The organism is Bradyrhizobium sp. HKCCYLRH3099, assembly GCF_051167855.1.
Lineage (GTDB): Bacteria > Pseudomonadota > Alphaproteobacteria > Rhizobiales > Xanthobacteraceae > Bradyrhizobium.
In genome coordinates, this window is sequence record NZ_JBNPTW010000003.1 from 349597 (window position 1) to 364668 (window position 15072).

General features: G+C 64.5%; 15 protein-coding genes and 1 tRNA gene. 14 read left to right on the forward strand and 2 right to left on the reverse strand.

Annotated elements, in window-relative coordinates; genetic code table 11:
- The first annotated feature begins 69 nt into the window (after positions 1 to 69).
- The 3 genes from ACQR1Y_RS09805 (at position 70) to ACQR1Y_RS09815 (ending at position 4082) form a co-directional block, all read left to right on the forward strand.
- Positions 70 to 1581, forward strand: a complete 1512-nt coding sequence (locus ACQR1Y_RS09805) for an MFS transporter (RefSeq protein WP_434876136.1) — start codon at positions 70 to 72, stop codon at positions 1579 to 1581.
- 3 nt (positions 1582 to 1584) lie between these two features.
- Positions 1585 to 2406 (forward strand): trehalose-phosphatase, encoded by an 822-nt coding sequence (gene otsB / locus ACQR1Y_RS09810; RefSeq protein ID WP_434876135.1) that lies wholly within the window; start codon positions 1585 to 1587, stop codon positions 2404 to 2406.
- A 212-nt stretch (positions 2407 to 2618) separates the two neighbouring features.
- The gene (locus tag ACQR1Y_RS09815; protein WP_434876134.1) at positions 2619 to 4082 is read left to right on the forward strand and encodes a trehalose-6-phosphate synthase; all 1464 of its coding nucleotides are present in this window, start codon (positions 2619 to 2621) and stop codon (positions 4080 to 4082) included.
- 41 nt (positions 4083 to 4123) lie between these two features.
- On the opposite strand, the gene ACQR1Y_RS09820 is transcribed toward ACQR1Y_RS09815, so the two are convergent.
- A complete protein-coding gene (locus tag ACQR1Y_RS09820; RefSeq protein WP_434876133.1) occupies positions 4124 to 4462 on the reverse strand; it encodes a hypothetical protein in 339 nt (112 codons plus the stop codon).
- Between the two features lie 222 nt (positions 4463 to 4684).
- Here ACQR1Y_RS09820 and ACQR1Y_RS09825 point away from each other — a divergent pair.
- The 6 genes from ACQR1Y_RS09825 (at position 4685) to ACQR1Y_RS09850 (ending at position 7749) form a co-directional block, all read left to right on the forward strand.
- A tRNA-Ser gene (locus ACQR1Y_RS09825) sits at positions 4685 to 4774 on the forward strand.
- Between the two features lie 670 nt (positions 4775 to 5444).
- Entirely contained in the window at positions 5445 to 5765 is a 321-nt protein-coding gene (locus tag ACQR1Y_RS09830) for an acetate--CoA ligase family protein (protein ID WP_434876132.1), read from the forward strand.
- A 24-nt stretch (positions 5766 to 5789) separates the two neighbouring features.
- Positions 5790 to 6266, forward strand: coding sequence for an Lrp/AsnC family transcriptional regulator (locus tag ACQR1Y_RS09835; RefSeq protein WP_434860089.1), 477 nt, complete (start codon positions 5790 to 5792; stop codon positions 6264 to 6266).
- 211 nt (positions 6267 to 6477) lie between these two features.
- Positions 6478 to 7146, forward strand: a complete 669-nt coding sequence (locus ACQR1Y_RS09840) for a haloacid dehalogenase type II (protein WP_434860090.1) — start codon at positions 6478 to 6480, stop codon at positions 7144 to 7146.
- A 131-nt stretch (positions 7147 to 7277) separates the two neighbouring features.
- Positions 7278 to 7460: a hypothetical protein gene (locus tag ACQR1Y_RS09845; RefSeq protein WP_434876131.1), complete on the forward strand. Its 183-nt coding sequence runs from the start codon at positions 7278 to 7280 to the stop codon at positions 7458 to 7460.
- Positions 7461 to 7539: 79 nt separating this feature from the next.
- Complete coding sequence (locus ACQR1Y_RS09850; protein ID WP_434876130.1) at positions 7540 to 7749, forward strand: hypothetical protein; 210 nt, start codon at positions 7540 to 7542, stop codon at positions 7747 to 7749.
- Between the two features lie 74 nt (positions 7750 to 7823).
- Here ACQR1Y_RS09850 and ACQR1Y_RS09855 read toward each other — a convergent pair whose 3' ends face one another.
- Complete coding sequence (locus tag ACQR1Y_RS09855) at positions 7824 to 8180, reverse strand: hypothetical protein (RefSeq protein ID WP_434876129.1); 357 nt, start codon at positions 8178 to 8180, stop codon at positions 7824 to 7826.
- A gap of 89 nt (positions 8181 to 8269) precedes the next feature.
- Between ACQR1Y_RS09855 and ACQR1Y_RS09860 the strand changes: the two genes are divergently transcribed.
- The 5 genes from ACQR1Y_RS09860 (at position 8270) to ACQR1Y_RS09880 (ending at position 15047) form a co-directional block, all read left to right on the forward strand.
- Positions 8270 to 9916, forward strand: a complete 1647-nt coding sequence (locus ACQR1Y_RS09860) for an ABC transporter ATP-binding protein (RefSeq protein ID WP_434876128.1) — start codon at positions 8270 to 8272, stop codon at positions 9914 to 9916.
- A 77-nt stretch (positions 9917 to 9993) separates the two neighbouring features.
- Entirely contained in the window at positions 9994 to 11658 is a 1665-nt protein-coding gene (locus ACQR1Y_RS09865; RefSeq protein WP_434876127.1) for a peptide ABC transporter substrate-binding protein, read from the forward strand.
- Between the two features lie 83 nt (positions 11659 to 11741).
- Positions 11742 to 12692 (forward strand): ABC transporter permease, encoded by a 951-nt coding sequence (locus ACQR1Y_RS09870; RefSeq protein WP_434876126.1) that lies wholly within the window; start codon positions 11742 to 11744, stop codon positions 12690 to 12692.
- Positions 12693 to 12730: 38 nt separating this feature from the next.
- The gene (locus tag ACQR1Y_RS09875) at positions 12731 to 13612 is read left to right on the forward strand and encodes an ABC transporter permease (RefSeq protein WP_434876125.1); all 882 of its coding nucleotides are present in this window, start codon (positions 12731 to 12733) and stop codon (positions 13610 to 13612) included.
- 100 nt (positions 13613 to 13712) lie between these two features.
- Positions 13713 to 15047, forward strand: a complete 1335-nt coding sequence (locus tag ACQR1Y_RS09880) for an NAD(P)/FAD-dependent oxidoreductase (protein ID WP_434876124.1) — start codon at positions 13713 to 13715, stop codon at positions 15045 to 15047.
- Positions 15048 to 15072 lie beyond the last annotated feature (25 nt).

The following is a 15072-nucleotide window of genomic DNA, read 5'->3' on the forward strand; positions in this document are numbered from 1 at the left end:
GCTGCCGCATTTGCTCCACCCTCTCCGGTCTAGCATGCGGTGCGACCCGCGCCGTCGCAGTGGGATTCCATGGCACCCCGGCAGGCATCGTTTCCGCATCTCCGTGTGATCACGTCAGAGCCGTCAAGCGAGGCGGCGCGGCTGCCGCCGGCGGACGATCGCGTCATCGAGACCAACATCCCAGCCCGCCTCGATGACCTCCGTTGGAGTCCATTCCACACCCGCGTCGTGCTCGCGCTCGGAATCACGTGGGTGCTCGACGGTCTCGAAGTCACGCTCGCCGGTGCGCTCTCCGGCGCGCTCAAGCAGAGCCCGAGCCTCCACTTCTCCAATCTCGACATCGGTCTCGCCAACAGCGCCTATCTCGCCGGCGCCGTGCTCGGCGCGCTCGGCTTCGGCTGGCTCACCGATCGCATCGGCCGCAGAAAACTGTTCTTCATCACGCTGGCGCTCTATCTCTCCGCCACCGCCGCGACGGCGCTGTCCTGGAATGTCGCGACCTACGCGCTGTTTCGTTTTCTCACCGGCGCCGGCATCGGCGGCGAATATACGGCGATCAATTCGACGATCCAGGAGCTGGTGCCGGCCCGCTATCGCGGCTGGACCGATCTGATGATCAATGGCAGCTTCTGGCTCGGCGCGGCCCTTGGCGCGGTCGGCGCCATCGTGCTGCTCGATCCCGCCTTTGCCGGGCCGGACGTCGGCTGGCGCCTCGCCTACGGCATCGGTGCCTGCCTCGGTCTGATCGTGCTGGTGATGCGGATGTGGATTCCGGAAAGCCCGCGCTGGCTGATGATTCACGGCCATCCCGAGGAGGCGCATGACATCGTCGCCTCGATCGAACGCGAGGTCACCGGCCATGACCGCGAGGAGCGCGCGAAAACGCTAACAAAAATCCGCCTGCGCATGCGTGACCACACGCCGCTTGGCGAAGTCGCGCGCACGCTGTTCTCGGTCTACCGCCAGCGCTCGCTGGTCGGTCTCACGCTGATGATCGCGCAGGCGTTCTTCTACAATGCGATCTTCTTCACCTTCGCACTGGTGCTGACCGATTTCTACGGTATCAAGTCCGATCATGTCGGATGGTACATCCTGCCGTTCGCGGCCGGCAACGTGCTCGGCCCGCTGCTGCTCGGCCGTCTGTTCGATACGCTCGGCCGCCGCGCGATGATCACCTTCACCTACGGCGTCTCGGGCGCGCTGCTCGCGCTCACCGGCTATCTGTTCTCGATCGGCGTCCTGAGCGCGCAGACGCAGACAGCGGCCTGGATGGTGATCTTCTTCTTCGCGTCGCCAGCCGCGAGCGCCGCCTATCTGACGGTGTCGGAGAATTTTCCGCTCGAGGTTCGCGCGCTCGCGATCGCGCTGTTCTATGCGATCGGGACCGGTATCGGCGGCGTCGCCGGACCTGCGTTGTTCGGCGCGCTGCTCGACTCCGGCGCGCGCGGCGCGGTGTTCGGCGGCTATTTGTTTGGCGCGGCGCTGATGGGGGTGGCCGCGCTGGTCGCCTGGCGCTATGCGATTGCAGCCGAGCGGAAGCCGCTCGAGGAGGTCGCGCGTCCGCTGGCCGTGATGGAGTAGGTGATGATGGCGGATAATTCCGATCTGATCGTATCCGGAGTCTCCGAGCCGGCTGAGGTCGTGCCGACGCCCCTGAGCCTCGTGCCGCATCTGGGAGACGTCGCGATCCTGCTCGACATCGACGGCACCTTGCTCGATCTCGCGCCCACGCCGCGCGAGGTCTGGGTGCCGCCGGGGCTGATGGAGACGCTGAACACTCTGCTGCAGCGAACCTCCGGCGCGCTGGCGCTGGTGTCGGGCCGGTCGCTCAACGATATCGATCTCATCTTCGCGCCGGAGGTCTATCCCGCGGTCGGCGGGCATGGCGCCGAGATGCGGGTGGCTGGTGGCAACGAAGCGGATTCCATCAAGGCGCCGCCGCTCGACAAGGAGCTCAAGCGCCGGCTCGCGGCGATCGCCAAGCTCAGTCCCGGCATTCTGCTCGAAGACAAAGGCTATTCGCTGGCGCTGCATTATCGCCTGGCGCCGCAGGCCGAGCAGGCAATCTATGAGGAGGTGTCGCGCATCCGCGCCGAGCTGCCGGGGGCGCCGATCGAGGTGCTGCCCGGCAAGAGTGTCTGCGAGATCAAGCATGCCGGATTCACCAAGGCGAGCGGCGTGCGCGAACTGATGCGGCGAGCGCCGTTCGAAGGACGCAAGCCGTTCTTCATCGGCGACGACGTCACCGACGAGACGGTGTTCGCGATCATGCCCGATTTTGCCGGCCTGTCGTTCTCGGTCGGCCGTCGCGCGCTCGGCGTCGATGGACATTTCGACGCTCCGGATGACGTGCGCACGTTCCTGACCTGCCTTGCCGAAAGTGGAACTAATAAGATGTCGCGCTGAGCGCGGCGATCCCTCGAAGTTCCACTCGTTAGTTCCCCGTGCATGGCGTTTGCGACCGCCATGCATTGTCTTTGATTAGAAATGCTCTGACTTGATCCGCGCTTTGATTAGACCGCGCGGTCGCCTGAATTTGGTTTCAATTGGTTGAAAGGGTGGCCCGGAACCATATTGATGAACGGTTGTTAACCGACATGACCAACAGGAGGGGAGCTGTGAACCTCGTCGTGGTTTCGAATCGGGTGGCCCGTGGCAAAGCCAATGAGCCAATGACCGGCGGACTTGCGGCAGCTCTGCTGCCCGTTGTGGAGAATTCCGGGGCAGTTTGGGTGGGTTCCTCTGGCCGTGTGCGCGACGGCGCGCAGATGGAACCGATTGCGCAGATCGAACAGCTGGGCAGCGGCGCACTGGCGCTGTTGGACCTGCCGGCCGCGCATTATGCGGGCTATTATGAAGGGTTCGCCAATTCGGCGCTGTGGCCCGCGCTGCATTCGCGCAGCGATCTGATCCGCGTCTCGCATGACGACTATCGCTCCTATCGCGAGGTCAACGCCTTCGTGGCGCGCGCGCTGCTGCGGTTCCAGAAGCCGGATACGCTGTTCTGGATTCAGGACTATCACTTCCTGTCGCTCGGCGCCGAACTGCGTACGCTCGGTGTCAAGAGCCCGATCGGCTTCTTCCTGCACACGCCGTGGCCCGCGCGCAGCGTCATCGACAGCGTGCCGAATCACCGCGATCTCGTCACCGCAATGCTCGCCTACGATCTCATCGGTTTCCAGACCGAGGACGATCGTGACAATTTCATCGCGTGCCTGCGCGCCGATCTCGGCCTGCAGGTGCGCGATGGCATCGTCAGGTCACTGCATGGCCGCACGCGGCTCGCGGTGTTTCCGATCGGCATCGATGCCGACAAGTTCGCGCAGCAGGCGGCCAAGGCCGCGTCGCATCCGGACGTGTCGCGGCTGCGCCGCAGCCTGCATGGCGAGAAGCTCGCGATCGGCGTCGACCGGCTGGACTACTCCAAGGGCCTCGTCAACCGCATCAACGCCTTCGACCGGATGTGGACGATGCATCCGACGCTCCTGCGCGCCGCGTCGTTGCTGCAGATCGCAACGCCGTCACGCGAATCGATCGAAGCCTATGGCAATCTGCAGAGCGAGGTCGCGCGCCTCGTCAGCGACGTCAACGGCCGCCATGGCGAGGTCGACTGGACGCCGATCCGCTATCTCAACAAGGGCTATGGCCAGGGCGTGCTGGCCGGACTCTATCGCAGCGCCCAGGTCGGCGTCGTGACACCGCTGCACGACGGCATGAACCTCGTGGCCAAGGAGTATGTGGCGGCGCAGAGTCCGGCCGATCCCGGCGTGCTGGTGCTGTCGAAATTCGCCGGCGCGGCCAACGAACTCGACGCCGCGCTGCTGGTCAATCCGCACGACATCGACGGCATGGCGCGCACGATCGCGATGGCGCTGTCGATGCCGCTCAACGAGCGGCGCATGCGCTACGAGATCCTGATGACGAAGCTGCGCCGGCATTCGATTCAGCAATGGTTTGCGGATTTCCTCGAGGCGCTGCAGGACGGCGCCGCGCAGGACGCCGCCGAGATCGAACCTCTGCCTGCCGCGCCGGCGGGCTTCCTCGGCAGCCGCTCGATATCGTCGACCGCCCGCTATCACTGAGGCGATACGGATCGCGGCGCGGCCAGCCGGAAGCGGTCGGCTCAATGGCAGTAGGCGACGCCGTCGAGCACGGCGCAACGCAGCTTGTTCGGCGAACTCGGATTGTCCATCGGCACCATGCCGTTGCCCTGGCCGACGAACACGCCGGGGCCAACGACCACCGACGCCTTGTTGCCGACGATGACGGACGGATGCGGCTTCAGGCTCGATTTGGTCCCGTCCGGCCACAGGATGGCGTCGCCCTGCCAGATCCCCTTGCGGCCGTCGTCGCAGGTCACGTCGACGCCCTGCCGGGTGCATTGATCCGCCCGGGCCGCGCCGATCGCCGCGAGGCTCAGCACGGCGGTCAGCAGGAGGCGGGCGAGGGCAGGGTGCGTCATGGCAGCGGTCCATCTTGGGGCGCGGCCGGAGCCGGCCGCAAATCAGTGGTCGTGGCATGGCGAGCGCCGGTTCATCCGCCACCCGGGGGCCGAGAGCGGCCTCCGAACGGGCTTCCAGCGCCGCCCAATTGGCGTTTTTTATCAGCGATTTGGGGGAAATTTAGCCCGAGAGCCTCCGCCCGGCTTGCAAAACGCCGCCGACCCCGCCAAGAGAGGGCCGCCGGAGAGATGGCCGAGTGGCTTAAGGCGCACGCTTGGAAAGCGTGTGTGCGGGAAACCGTACCGTGGGTTCGAATCCCACTCTCTCCGCCAGTCCCCCATCCCAGCCATTCCCCAGCCTGCCAAAATGCCTGCTTAACAATGCATTAACAGGGTGGGAATCATTGCCGGCCCTTCACAGGATGAACCACCCCAACCCGGTCTGGACCGGGTCTTAGGCCGAACTCACCGGGGATCGCAGGTGGCTCATGCTGACTGACGTCCAGATCCGGAAAACCTAGGCGGCTGTCGGGCCTAGAGGCCCACCGACGGCTGCAGCGTCCCCGTCTACGCCTTTCCTGCCGACGGCAAGTGGTGGTGCCAATTGTGGCGCAGACCGTGTCGACGGCTCGCGCCGATGCCTTGCATAGAGGCTGCTTGAGCAGCGTGCGACGACATCGCTGTCCGATCGTCATCTATCAACTCTGTGCGGACCTCATGCGCGGCAAAAAACGCGGTCGCACGAACCGGCTCAGCCAGCCGGGGTCGAATCAATTGATGCTGTTGGCGAGGGCTTGGCTTGTCCCTGGTTGCTCGGGCGATGCGGGCGTGCGCGCTCCCGGATCCTCCGCAGCACTCCTTCGGGTCCGGACGTGGGTCTCCTCTTCCAGCAATGCGAGAGTGCGTCCCTGCTGCGCCGGGCAATGTGACGAGGTGCTCGCCGATCTCGCTGGCGAGGGCTTCGGTGGGCTCGACCTATTGCAGGCTCATGTAGAGTGCGTAGATGGGCAGGCCCGGCCAGGACGATGGGCGCGGCGATGGCGAGCACGCCTGGCTGCCAGGAGACCGCGCGGTGGAGGCGGGAGCGATCGCGCGCGCGATCGGCGGAAGAGTGGTCCTGAAGATCCTGTCCTGCCAGATCACGCACAAGGGCGACGTCGGTCGTGTCGCCGTCAATCTGCAGCAGCCGGTAACGCCAGCACATCAGTCGACATCAGCGCGGACCGCCACGGCATGCAGACGTACAAGGGCGGGAACAAACGTGGTCGACAGCCTCATTCGATGTGCTAGCTTGCCGAGTTCCTATGGCCATCACCCTCGCTGAGACTTGAATGCCCGGATTGCAGCAATGAAGCTCGACCGCATCGATATCAAGATCCTGCATGAACTGCAGAAGAACGGTCGGGTTACCAATGTCGAGCTCGCGAAGCTGGTCAATCTGTCGGCGAGCCCCTGCCTGATGCGCGTCAAGAAACTGGAATCCGAAGGCTATATTTCCGGGTATTCGGCGCAGATCAACGTGGCCAAGCTCGGCTCGACGCTTACCGTCTTCACCGAGGTCACGCTGAAGAACCACCAGCAGGTCGACTTCGCCCGCTTCCTGGCTGCGGTCGAGAAGGTGGAGGAAGTGGTCGAGTGCCATCTCGTGTCTGGCGGATATGACTATCTCTTGAAGGTGGTGACCGCCGGAATCAGCGAGTATCAGGAGCTCATGGAGCGACTGAGCAACATGAATGTCGGCATCGACAAGTACTTCAGCTTCGTCGTCCTGAAGTCCCCCTTGGTGCGGGCTCACCTTCCGCTGAAGACCCTCTTTCCGCTTTGATCGACGTTGGGCCGCCGGCTTTCGGCTGCCGATGCGGAGCAAGAACAGCCGGCGGAGTGCCGCGGCCACCCATGACTTTATGCCGAAACCAACGGGAGAAACGAAATATCCTGCTTAATGCCGGTGGAAAATGGTGATCCGCCCGAACCGTTCCGACCTACCTTGATGGCACCATTCCAGGCTCGCTTCGCCGACGACGAGGATAGTGCTTATGACCCGCTTCCGCCCCAAATACATCACCTTCGACTGCCACGGCACGCTGATCCACTTCCAGATGGCGGAGGCGGCTCGCGACCTCTACGGCGCGCAGCTGAGCGAGCCGCAGATGCTCAAATTCATTGCGAACTTCTCAGCCTATCGGCTGGATGAGGTGATGAAGCATTGGCAGCCTTACGCGACCGTCGTCCACAATGCTCTCGAGCGGACGTGCAAGCGCAACGGCGTCACGTTCCGCCCCGAGGATGCCCGCAACATCTATGACCGGGTTCCGAGCTGGGGGCCTCATCCCGACGTGCCGGAGGGGCTGGCGAAGGTTGCCAAGGAGATCCCCCTGGTCACGCTGACGAACTCGATGGACGCCCAGATCGGCTCCAATGTCGCCAAGCTCGGCGCCCCCTTTCATGCGGTGTACACGGCTGAGCAGGCCGGCGCCTACAAGCCTCACTTCCGCGCCTTCGAGTACATGTTCGACATGCTGAATTGCGGTCCGGAGGACATCCTGCACTGCTCCTCTTCCTTCCGCTACGACCTGATGTCCGCGCATGATCTGGGCATCAAGAACAAGGTCTGGGTCAATCGCGGCCATGAGCCGGCCAACCCTTACTATGGATATGTCGAGATTCCCGACATCGCTCATCTGCCGGGCGTGGTCGGTCTCTAGATGAGATCCTGATCGTCTCCGGCGCTCGCCCGGTCATGCCGAGCGCCGGAGTGATAAGTCCGTCAGGACAGTCACAAAAGGCAGTCCATTCACTGAGACGTATTTCCACGCTGCCCTCGGCCGTGAGGGCGATGCCGCCAGGTGTCGTCGACGTCGATCGCCTCCGGCGGCTGCTGCCGCGCCACTATGCCCTGGAGGGACGGATCGAGATGCCGTCGCTACAACTGGCGCATACCGCCGAGGTCGTCCTGCCGGACGGCGAGCGTCTGTCCATGAAGGACTCCAGTCGTCACGAGGCGGCGTCGAGCGCTTGACGTCCGGCCTGGACGCGCTGAGCCCGCGCTCCCGGGAGCCCGTGGGGCATGCCACGCCGGTCCGTTCTTCGGGATCGACATGGTGTTCGAAGGAATGTCGCCGATCGCCCGCCGCGCAACAACGCTCGATGTCGTCATCGTGCTGCGCGATGATGGAGTGCTCATCAGCACGGCCGGAGCAAACGAGGATGCGCTGAAGGTGCGCCCGCCGCTGACCTGCGAAGCTCAGCACGTCGACCGGTTTCTGGCGGCGCTGGAAAGCGCTCTCGAAGGTTCGTGCGCTGGCTGATGTCTCGTCGGCCGAGAGCGTGATCAACGGTACGGATCCGAAGCGAAGCCGTGCAATTTCGATCGGCCGCGACGCTAAAAACGCGATGAACCGCTTCGCACCGCAACCGAGACCTTGCGGTCGCGTGTGCCGTCGCGCTCTTGCTCATCAAATACGCCGCCGCTGCCGGTTTGCTGGGCAACGCAGTTGCGAAGGCGGCGACCGGGCCGGAGTAGCCCACTACTACATCCACCGACGACTCGAGTGGCGGTGCCGCCGAAGTCGGGAAAATCCAGCGATCGAAGGATAAAATACCGAAACGCGCCCGGCCCGCAGACGAGTATGCTGCGCCCCTCGCGCCATTCAGCGTTTCTTGTGGTGATGGACGCGCAACACTTGACGGAACGGGCCACGAAATCCTGGTTGGACGTCGTGACCGGCGACCACTTCACGCGACGCTCTCAAGTTAGGCAGTCCGTCCTGGCTTGGGTCTCCTACCCCATCATTGTGACGATCTATTAGCTCGAGCTGAGAGAAATCGATGATGCCTCAATCGCACACCGTTGGGACCGTGGCGCCGGCCCTTTCGGTTCGTGGGCTGACAGTCGATCTGCCGCGGGGCATGGAGCGGCGCCACGCGGTCGAGAACATCACGTTCGATCTTCTCGACGGCCAGATCCTTTGCATCGTCGGTGAATCCGGCTCAGGCAAGTCGGTCACGGCCAACACCATCATGGGCCTCCTGCCGCGCAAGATCGCGGTATCGGCCGGCGCCATTCAGCTCGGTGGATCAGAGGGGACGGCGATCATCGGCGCCGCACCTGCAGCGCTGCGCTCGGTGCGGGGCCGCGTCGTCTCGATGATCTTCCAGGACCCGCTGTCGGCCCTCAACCCGCTGATGACGGTCGGCGAGCAGATTGTGGAGGTGCTGACCGCGCATGACGTGGGGACGAAGGACTGGCAGCGCAAGCGCGTCGTCGAGCTGCTGACGGAGGTCAATCTTCCCAACCCGCAGCTGATGTACGATCAGTATCCGTTCCGGCTGTCGGGCGGACAGCGTCAGCGCGTCATGATCGCGATGGCGCTCGCGCTCGAACCGAAGGTGCTGATCGCCGACGAGCCGACCACCGCGCTCGATGTGACCACCCAGGCGCAGATCCTGCACCTCATCCGCGACATTCAGCGGCGGAAGGGGATGAGCGTCATGTTCATCACCCATGACTTCGGAGTCGTCGCCGAGATCGCCGACAGCGTCGTCGTCATGGAGAAGGGCCGCATCGTCGAGCAGGGCAGTGCCAATGAAGTGCTGAAGTCGCCGTCTCACCCCTACACCCAGCGCCTCATCGCGGCTGTGCCCAATCTCACCGGCCAGGACCGTGCATCGGTGGCAGGCGGATCGCAGGACGTGATCCTCAAAGTCGAGGGGCTGTCAAAGACCTATCGGAGCGGCAGTGCCCTGTTGGGCAGCCAGCGCGTGGTCCCCGCCGTGCAGGACGTCTCGTTCGACATCGGTCCCGGCCGCACGCTCGGGATCGTCGGCGAAAGCGGCTCGGGCAAGTCCTCGCTCGGCCGTCTGCTGGTCAAGCTGCAGGATTGCGACGGCGGCAGGATCCTGTTCGAGGGCCGTGACATCGCTGCGCTCTCGGAGGCGGAGTTTCGTCCGCTGCGGCCGAAGATCCAGATGATCTTCCAGGACCCCTTCGCATCGCTCAACCCGCGCGCCACGATCGGCCACATCCTGACCGTGGGGCCGGTCGCGCACGGGATGCCCCGGGCTCAGGCTCAAGCCGAGGCCAAGGAGCTTCTGTCACATGTGGGTCTCGATGCAGGTGCCTTCGACCGTTATCCGCACGAGTTTTCCGGAGGCCAGCGCCAGCGCATCGGCATCGCGCGGGCCCTGATGTTCAAGCCCAAGCTGCTCGTCGCCGACGAAGCGGTGTCCGCTCTCGACGTGTCCATCCAGGCGCAGATCCTCAAGCTCCTCGACCAGATCCAGCGTGAGACGGGCGTGTCGATGATCTTCATCACGCACGATCTGCGCGTCGCCAGCCAGATCTGCGATCAGATCGCGGTGATGCAGAAGGGGCGGATCGTGGAGCAGGGGCCGCCGTCCCAGATCTTCCTCAATCCGCAATCGTCCTACACGCGCGAACTCGTGGCGGCCATTCCGGGTGAGAAGCCGACCTGACCCGGTCGCTCGCCTGCCCCTGATCCGAGCACTTCAACCGACAAACGTAACGCAATCTGGAACGGAGAGACGACGTCATGACGGATACGACCAGCGCCCGGCCTCGCTACTCACGCCGTGATGCCCTGCGCCTGACGGCGGCAGGGGGACTTGCGACCTTCGTCGCTCCGCAGTTTCGGGGCGGCGAAGCCTTCGCGCAGGGGAAGGCGCCCAAGGGCCGCGTGGTGGTCGGCGTCTCGCAGGAGCCCACCACCTTCAATCCGCTGATGGTCCATGTCGAGGTCGACGACGCGGTGATCTTCTCGATGTTCGACGCCTTGATCCGCGTCGACCCCAATGGCGTGATGCAGCCCAATCTCGCGGTCGAGGTGCCGAGCCAGGCGAACGGCGGCATCTCGAAGGATGGTCTGCTCTGGCGCATCCGCCTGCGCGACGACGTGAAGTGGCACGACGGCACGCCGTTCACGGCCGAGGACGTGAAGTTCACGCTGGAGCTCATCGTCAATCCGAAGTTCCGAGCCTGGCGCACCGGCGGTCACTCGCTGATCCGCGACCTGAAAGTGGTCTCCCCGACCGAAATCACCTGGCGGATGGAAAGCGCCTTCGCTCCCTATCTCGCCTTCCTTGCCGAAACCTTCATCGTGCCCAAGCATCTCCTGGAGAAGGAGGCCGATCCGAACATCACGGCCTTCGGTCAGGCGCCGGTCGGCACCGGCGCCTTCAAATGGGGGCAGCGCGTTCCCGGCGATCGAGTCGAGCTCGTGGCCAATCCGAGCTACTTCGGACAGGGGCCGTTCATCAATCAGCTCGTCTTCAAGTACATCCCGGATCTGACGGTTCTCTACACCCAGTTCCAGAGCGGCGACGTGGATCTGGTGGATCAAGCCTACATCACCGCCGACCACTACGAAGAAGCCAAGAAGCTGCCCGGCCGCACGGTCGATCTCGAGGCCGGATCGGCCGTCGAGGGGATCTTCTTCAATCTCGAGCGGCCGCAGTTCAAGGATCCGGCGGTGCGCAAGGCGCTCTACGCGGCCCTCGACCGCAAATCGATCATCGATACCATCTATTACGGCGTCGGCACCGTGACCGAATCGTTCATGCCGCCGCAATCCTATTACTATGACCGGACCTTGCCGGTTCAGGACTTCAACCTGAATGCCGCGCGCAAGATCCTCGATGACGCCGGCTGGGTGCCCGGTGCAGACGGCATTCGCGCCAAGGGCGGCGTGCGCCTGTCCTTTGCCAATTCGACGACGGCGGGCAATCATCTGCGCGAGCAGATGCAGCAGTTCATGCAGCAGATCTTCCGCGAGATCGGCGTCGAGATGACCATCTCGAACCTGCCGCCTGCCGTCATGTGGGGCGACTTCTGGACGAAGTCCCAGTTCGACACGGGCCTTTCCGGCGTCACCTTCCTGATTGCGTCCGATCCCGATGTCACCAACCGCTTCGCCTCCACCTCCAGCGTGGCCCGCGGCGGCCAGGGGTCGAACGTCATGCAGTATTCCAATCCGAAGGTGGACGAGCTCCTGAAGCAGGGACGCAGCACCTTCGATCAGGAGGAGCGTCGCAAGATCTACAGCCAGGTGCAGCGGATCATCCGGGAGGAGCTGCCGTTCCTGCCGGTGTTCTCCTATACCAACATCCTCGGGCGCAAATCGAAGCTGGAAGGCTTCAAGTTCAATCCCAACACGCGCACCGCCTCCTGGAACGTCGCCTCCTGGTCCTGGAAATCCTGAAGACCTTCACAGTCCTTTCCATCCGCCGCTTGACGGCGGATGGACCCTGTTTCTGATGCCGTCATCATGGGCGATAACGAAAAATGCGCGGCTTTCTACTCAAGCGGCTTCTGCAGAGCCTCGTCCTGCTGCTGATCGTGTCCGTGATCGGCTTCGCGGTGCTGAATCTCTTTCCCGGCGGTCCGCTGGCGCAGTATTCGCTCGACTCGAGCATGACCCAGGAAGACCTCGCCCGCCTGAAGGAGCAGCTCGGTCTCAACCGTCCTCTCTACGTCCAGTACCTCGACTGGGCCTTCCGGCTGGTCCATGGCGACTGGGGCCATTCCTTTCGCGACCGGACTCCGGTTCTTCAGGTCATTGGCCGCCATCTCTGGGCGACCTTCCTGCTGATGGGCTCGTCCACCGTCCTGGCCGTGGCCATCGGTGGCTGGATCGGCATTCGCAGCGCGACGCATCGCGGCTCGCTGTTCGACCACGCAGCGACCGTGGCCGCCATGGTGGCACTGTCGATCCCGACGTTCTGGTTCGGGCTGATCGGCATCTACGTGTTTTCGCTTCGGCTGGGATGGCTGCCCGCGGGCAACATGTACACGGTCGGCGACGAGTCGATCCTCGACTACCTTCACCACCTCATCATGCCGAGCGCCGTGCTCGCGCTGGTGCACGTCGCCATCTGGAGCCGCTACATGCGCTCGGCGACGCTCGACGTCATCCACCAGGATTTCGTCAATACAGCCCGCGCCAAAGGCCTGAGCGAGCGGCGCATCCTGATGAAGCACGTCGTGGGTAACGCGCTGCTGCCGATGATCACGCTGGCGGGTATCCAGCTGCCCAGCGTGCTGACCGGAGCGCTCGTGACCGAGACGGTCTTCACCTGGCCCGGCATGGGCCGGCTGTTCCTCGATAGTCTCGGCTACAGCGACTATCCGGTCGTGATGGGGCTGCTGATGTTCTCGGCGATTCTCGTGATCGTGAGCAATCTTCTCGCCGATATCACCGTCGCCCTCGTCGATCCTCGCATCCGGCTGGCCTGACCATGTCGTCCACCGCCACAGAGATGGAACCAGCCGTCATGACGACCGCCACAGCCCCGCATCACGCCCGGCAGCCTTGGTGGCGCGGCCGAACGACACGCCGGTTCATGGCCAATCATCTTGCCCTGTTCGGCTTGGCGCTGATCGTGCTTCTCGTGCTGGCCTGCGTGATCGGGCCGAGCCTGCTGCCCTACACGTCGCTCAGCATCGATCTGCGTGCGCGCTTCGCGCCGCCAATGACCGGGTCTCACTATCTCGGCACCGATCCGCTCGGGCGCGATATGGCCGCGCGGCTGTTCATGGCCGGGCGCATCTCTCTGGCGGTGGGCTTCGCCGCCATGCTGCTGTCGACCATCATCGGCACCCTGGTCGGCGTGATCGCGGGCTATCGCGGCGGCTGGATCGGCGCGGTGCTGATGCGCACGGTTGACGGCTTCCTGTCATTTCCCTCGATCTTTCTGGTGCTGGCGCTCGCCGCCGCACTGAAGCCGAGCGCGATGATGATCACCGTCGTCATTGCCGCCACGAGCTGGATGGAGGTGGCGCGCATCGTCGAGACCGAGGTCCGCTCCTTGCGCGAACGCGAGTTCGTGCAGGCCGGGCGCATGCTCGGCCTCAGCGGGACGCACATCATGTTTCGCGAGATCCTGCCAAACGCGATCGGGCCGATCATCGTCGCCGCGACGCTGACTGTCGCGCGCGCCATCCTGATGGAGGCCTATATCAGCTTCCTCGGCTATGGGATCCAGCCGCCGCTGCCGAGCTGGGGAAACATGCTCGACGGCGCGCAGCGCTATCTGGGCAGCGCGCCGTGGCTCGCCATCATCCCTGGCGCGGCCATCACCATCGCCGTCGCGAGCTTCAACTTCATCGGCGACGGCTTGCGCGACGCCTTCGACGTCCGCGGCGACCACAAATAGAAACGCCGGACACGACGCCTGCCGGCGCCCCCGCAGCGCCGGCGGTCAGCTCATTACACCGCGCCGTCAGCGACGGCACTTTGATCGAAAGACACTCGCTATGCCCATCGTCGTTCAACCGGTGCACAACAGCGCCGACTTTCCCAAGCAGGTCGATGTGGTCGTGATCGGCGCGGGCATCGTCGGCACGTCGACGGCCTATGAACTGGCGCGCAAGAAGGTGTCCGTCGCGCTGATCGAGAAGGGCATCGTGGCGGGCGAGCAGTCGGGCCGCAACTGGGGCTGGGTGCGCCAGCAGAACCGTGACCTCCACGAGCTGCCGCTCGCGATGCACAGCTTGAAGCGCTGGGGCGAGCTGCACACCGAGCTCGGCGCCGACCTCGGCTTCCGCCGCGCCGGCATTCTCTACGCCACGCAGGATCCGAGCGAGCTGGCCCGCTGGGAGAAGTGGAGCCAGCAGGCCAGGCTCATGGGCTTCCATAACGAGAGCCTGACCGCAGCCCAGGCCCAGGAGCGGATGAAGGGCAGCACCAACAAATGGCTCGGTGGCATCTGGTCGCCGACCGATGGTTGCGCGGAGCCGGGCATGGCCGCGCCCGCGATCGCCGAGGGCGCCAAGGCACTTGGCGCCTTCGTGCACCAGAACTGCGCCGCGCGCGGTCTCGACATCGCCAACGGTCAGGTCAAGGGCGTGTGGACGGAGCGCGGGCTGATCCGCGCCGACGCCGTGGTGCTGGCGGGCGGCGCCTGGAGCTCGCGCTTTCTGCGCCGGCACGGGATCGATTTGCCCGTGGCCAATATCGACGGGACGGCGCTGCGGACGACGCCTGCTCCCGACATCGTCGATGCGGCGTGTGTCTACGGCGCGGGATATGCGCTGAGGCGGCGCATCGACGGCTCCTACACGATCGCCGTGCCGGGTCATGGCGTCATCAACCTCGCGCCGCAGGGCTTGCGCTACGCGACCAAGTTTCGCGAGATGATGCGCGCCAAGATCGGGAAGAAGATGACCTACCGGCTCAACAGCATGCTCTGGAACGGTCCGGACGCCTGGGGCAGCTGGGATTTCGACGAGACTTCGCCATTCGAGAAGATCCGCATCATGGATCCGGTCCCGCAGAAGGATCTGGTCGATCGGGCCATCCGCAATCTGGTGTCGGACTTCCCGGCGTTGAAAGGCATCGGGGTTGCCGCGTCCTGGGCCGGGCTGATCGACACCTCGCCGGACCTCGTGCCGGTCGTGGACACCATGGATGAGGTCCGCGGTCTGACCATCGCCACCGGCTTCAGCGGCCACGGCTTTGCGCTCGGACCGGGAGCGGGGCGGCTGGCGAGCGAGCTCGCGATGAACGAGACGCCGTTCATCGACATCAATGCCTATCGGCTCACCCGCTTTTCGGACGGATCGCGCATCAAGCGGCCGGAAATGATGTAAAGGAAGGCGAACTCTGACGCATCGG

What these genes read in the sequence shown, in the direction of transcription:
- ACQR1Y_RS09805 (WP_434876136.1), top strand. Translation starts at nt 70, where the DNA reads ATGGCACCCCGGCAGGCATCGTTTCCGCATCTCCGTGTGATCACGTCA.
- otsB (WP_434876135.1), top strand. Translation starts at nt 1,585, where the DNA reads ATGATGGCGGATAATTCCGATCTGATCGTATCCGGAGTCTCCGAGCCG.
- ACQR1Y_RS09820 (WP_434876133.1), bottom strand. Translation starts at nt 4,462, where the DNA reads ATGACGCACCCTGCCCTCGCCCGCCTCCTGCTGACCGCCGTGCTGAGC.
- ACQR1Y_RS09830 (WP_434876132.1), top strand. Translation starts at nt 5,445, where the DNA reads ATGGGCAGGCCCGGCCAGGACGATGGGCGCGGCGATGGCGAGCACGCC.
- ACQR1Y_RS09835 (WP_434860089.1), top strand. Translation starts at nt 5,790, where the DNA reads ATGAAGCTCGACCGCATCGATATCAAGATCCTGCATGAACTGCAGAAG.
- ACQR1Y_RS09840 (WP_434860090.1), top strand. Translation starts at nt 6,478, where the DNA reads ATGACCCGCTTCCGCCCCAAATACATCACCTTCGACTGCCACGGCACG.
- ACQR1Y_RS09845 (WP_434876131.1), top strand. Translation starts at nt 7,278, where the DNA reads ATGCCGCCAGGTGTCGTCGACGTCGATCGCCTCCGGCGGCTGCTGCCG.
- ACQR1Y_RS09850 (WP_434876130.1), top strand. Translation starts at nt 7,540, where the DNA reads ATGGTGTTCGAAGGAATGTCGCCGATCGCCCGCCGCGCAACAACGCTC.
- ACQR1Y_RS09860 (WP_434876128.1), top strand. Translation starts at nt 8,270, where the DNA reads ATGATGCCTCAATCGCACACCGTTGGGACCGTGGCGCCGGCCCTTTCG.
- ACQR1Y_RS09865 (WP_434876127.1), top strand. Translation starts at nt 9,994, where the DNA reads ATGACGGATACGACCAGCGCCCGGCCTCGCTACTCACGCCGTGATGCC.
- ACQR1Y_RS09870 (WP_434876126.1), top strand. Translation starts at nt 11,742, where the DNA reads ATGCGCGGCTTTCTACTCAAGCGGCTTCTGCAGAGCCTCGTCCTGCTG.
- ACQR1Y_RS09875 (WP_434876125.1), top strand. Translation starts at nt 12,731, where the DNA reads ATGACGACCGCCACAGCCCCGCATCACGCCCGGCAGCCTTGGTGGCGC.
- ACQR1Y_RS09880 (WP_434876124.1), top strand. Translation starts at nt 13,713, where the DNA reads ATGCCCATCGTCGTTCAACCGGTGCACAACAGCGCCGACTTTCCCAAG.